The sequence below is a fragment of the Clostridium sp. AM29-11AC genome (genome assembly GCF_003480545.1).
GTDB classification, from domain to species: Bacteria; Bacillota; Clostridia; order Lachnospirales; family Lachnospiraceae; genus Otoolea; species Otoolea saccharolyticum_A.
This window is the reverse complement of record NZ_QUJI01000051.1, coordinates 1-2,582: the sequence shown is the minus strand read 5'-3', so window position 1 is coordinate 2,582 and position 2,582 is coordinate 1. Positions and strand designations below refer to the sequence as shown.

General features: G+C 49.1%; 3 protein-coding genes. All 3 read right to left on the bottom strand.

Translation table 11 applies throughout. The annotated features are described in order from the left end of the window. Positions 1-272 precede the first annotated feature (272 nt). On the bottom strand, positions 273-563 hold the full coding sequence (locus DW757_RS17065) for a type II toxin-antitoxin system YafQ family toxin (protein ID WP_118752324.1): 291 nt from the start codon (positions 561-563) through the stop codon (positions 273-275). Beyond that, positions 560-838, bottom strand: a complete 279-nt coding sequence (locus DW757_RS17060) for a type II toxin-antitoxin system RelB/DinJ family antitoxin (protein ID WP_015543967.1) — start codon at positions 836-838, stop codon at positions 560-562. Before DW757_RS17060 ends, DW757_RS17065 begins: the two co-directional genes overlap by 4 nt. 693 nt (positions 839-1,531) lie before the next feature. Beyond that, on the bottom strand, positions 1,532-1,996 hold the full coding sequence (locus tag DW757_RS17055; RefSeq protein WP_008399516.1) for a hypothetical protein: 465 nt from the start codon (positions 1,994-1,996) through the stop codon (positions 1,532-1,534). Between the last annotated feature and the right edge of the window lie 586 nt (positions 1,997-2,582).

Sequence of the window (2,582 nt, the reverse complement as noted above, 5' to 3'; positions counted from 1 at the left end):
GGCTATAGACCATGTCTATTTTTATGAAATTGATTTTGCGAAATTAATTATACGTCATCGAAGCGCGCTATCCGCACTGACAAGGGAGAAGTCAACCGGCAGATCGTCTCCGACAACAAGCTGCGGGAGGACCTGAAAGCCGTTGAACGGCTCCGAAAGGCCGCCGACCAACTGGCCCGGCAGGAACAGGACAAATCCCATGACCGGGGGCCGGAACTTTGACCAATACAGAAAAACCGCCGTATAGGTTTCCCCATACGACGGCGGACGGTTTATTTGCCGAACAAGTCGCTGTGTGACCCGGTGCGGGTCAGCGTCAGAACCAGCACATCATCCTCTATGCGGTAAATGAGCAGCCAGTCCGGGAGAATGTGACATTCCCGATGGCCCACCCAATCGCCGGACAGATCGTGATCGCGGTTCTTCTCCGGCAGCAGTTCGCCCATCGCCAGCAGCGTCACGACCTGCTCCAGCAATTCAATTTTCAGGCCTCGCCTGATTGCCCGTTTGTAGTCCTTCTTAAAGCTGGTTGTGTACTTGACGGTATACTTCGTTTTCCTCATTTTTTCAGGTCGGCAAACAACTCGTCAAGGTCATTGCAGCCCTTTACAGACGGGTCTTTTGCAATCCTTTCCGCTTCCAGCATGGCAGCAATCGTTTCCTTGTTGGGCTGTTCCAGCTTCACTTCAAAGGGAATGCCGCCCTCGCGAAGCGACTGGCGCACGAAGATGTTGAACGCTGTGGATAAATTCATGCCGAGTTCCGCAAACAGGGCGTCGGCCTGTGCCTTCAAATCCGCGTCCATGCGGATGCTGATGTTTGTGGTATTGCCAGCCATATCATCAACCCCTTTCTGCTGGTACTTTTAGTATATGCTATTTGCACGAAGAAAACAATACTTTGCACGAATATTTAACAGTAAATTCATTGAAGGAGATCACTGTATGAAGCAGATTATTTACCCGTCACTGTCCACATGAACATCTGCCTGCCCCTTGCCCTGTTACAGTCGAAACTGGCAGACGCGCTCACTGGCCTGGAGCCGGAGGCCCATGCCTGCCAGGGCTGAGGCAACTGCGGCGGGTGCGGGAAGTGCCAGCATGAAGAAAAGCAAGCCTGAACCCATCCCCGTCATGGACTATTGAAAAAGCAGCTGCTAAAACTGATTTGATGTATCAAAAGTATAATTATCATGATTAGTATTTATTCGCCCGGCAAAGCCGGGCGATGCCCCAGAGACCAGGTGACTTGTCACCACCCAGCCCTTCACCAGCACACATTTCTCCCCTGAAAAATAGACTCTCCTGCGCCAAAATTCCATTCCTGATTTTCAAACCGATCCAACAAGCTGAAATGCTACATATAAAGGAAAAACTTCCGGCAAAAAAGCAAACACAGACAGAAGGCAGACGAGAGAAAAGAATGAAAGGCCAGATGAAAGACATAAAAAGGGAGCCATTGCTCCATAGATGATTTCTCATCTATTTTGCAACGGCTCCTTTTTCCCTCCCCGGCATCTATCCCAAGGAGGCTATTTGGATGCTTTTTTCTCTGTCTTATCCTTCTTAAATCTGGAGAAAAATCCTTTTTTCTTTGGAAGCGGCGGGATGCCTCCGCGCACGCTCTTGATCTCCGTTATGTAGAGACCGCTGATAACGACCTTAGCCTCAGTCTTGACTGGAAGCTGTAAGAAAACCTTCTCGTCAGCAATGAGAGTGGTAACCTTCGGTCCGATTTTGGCCTTTACGATCGGAAACTTGGCCCGTCTCATGTACCACGGAACCTGATCCGTAACCATCTTCGGAAGACCGGAATCTTTGGCTTTCAGCTTCTTCTTATCAATGACTAATATAGAAACTACCTGCTTCGCAGCCTCCATCATGGACTGCTGTTCAGCCTGACGTTTTTCCATTTTCCGACCCAGGAAATACAGCACTGCCAGCACAATGACTGCGACGATAAGAACGCCCAGCAGCACGTTGAAGAATATGTCCATAGAAGTACCTCCGTAATTTTGTCTCGCTGATTATTATAACATTCCCTATAGGAAAAGGCAAGCCAAACGGCTGCAACTTCCGGGAAATACTTGTAGAAAATGCAGGAAAACATATTTGACAAACGGGCAGGAATTAGCTAATATGAAGAAAATGCACTCTCAGATACAGGCTCCCGGGACGGACGGCTAAGTTTTGCCGAAGACGGCAGGAGAATCAGCCCTGGCAGACTGCCGGCTTCCTGCACAGTTCCTGCGCCGGGGGAAACACAGGGAGAGCTAAAGAGGAAAGCTGCGCTGACACCGAGGAAATGCTCCGAGGCCAAGAAAAGCTGAACTGGTACGGAAACAGGATTCTCTTTCAACGGGATTCTGAACATTCCGCCGCAACATTCAGATGAAAGAGAAAACAGGTTTCTGTCCGGGACAGAGGCCTGTGTCTGCGCGCCTTTTGGAGGCGCTTTTCTTTTATAAACAGGAAACTTCGTCCCTGTTATATAAAAACGCTCCGCGGGGATCGCACTGCGGCGAAAAGACTAACTATTAAAAGTCAAGTCTAAAATGAAGATTTTTGAATGAATTGCGGGAA

What these genes read in the sequence shown, in the direction of transcription:
- DW757_RS17065 (WP_118752324.1), bottom strand. Translation starts at nt 563, where the DNA reads ATGAGGAAAACGAAGTATACCGTCAAGTACACAACCAGCTTTAAGAAG.
- DW757_RS17055 (WP_008399516.1), bottom strand. Translation starts at nt 1,996, where the DNA reads ATGGACATATTCTTCAACGTGCTGCTGGGCGTTCTTATCGTCGCAGTC.
- DW757_RS17060 (WP_015543967.1), bottom strand. Translation starts at nt 838, where the DNA reads ATGGCTGGCAATACCACAAACATCAGCATCCGCATGGACGCGGATTTG.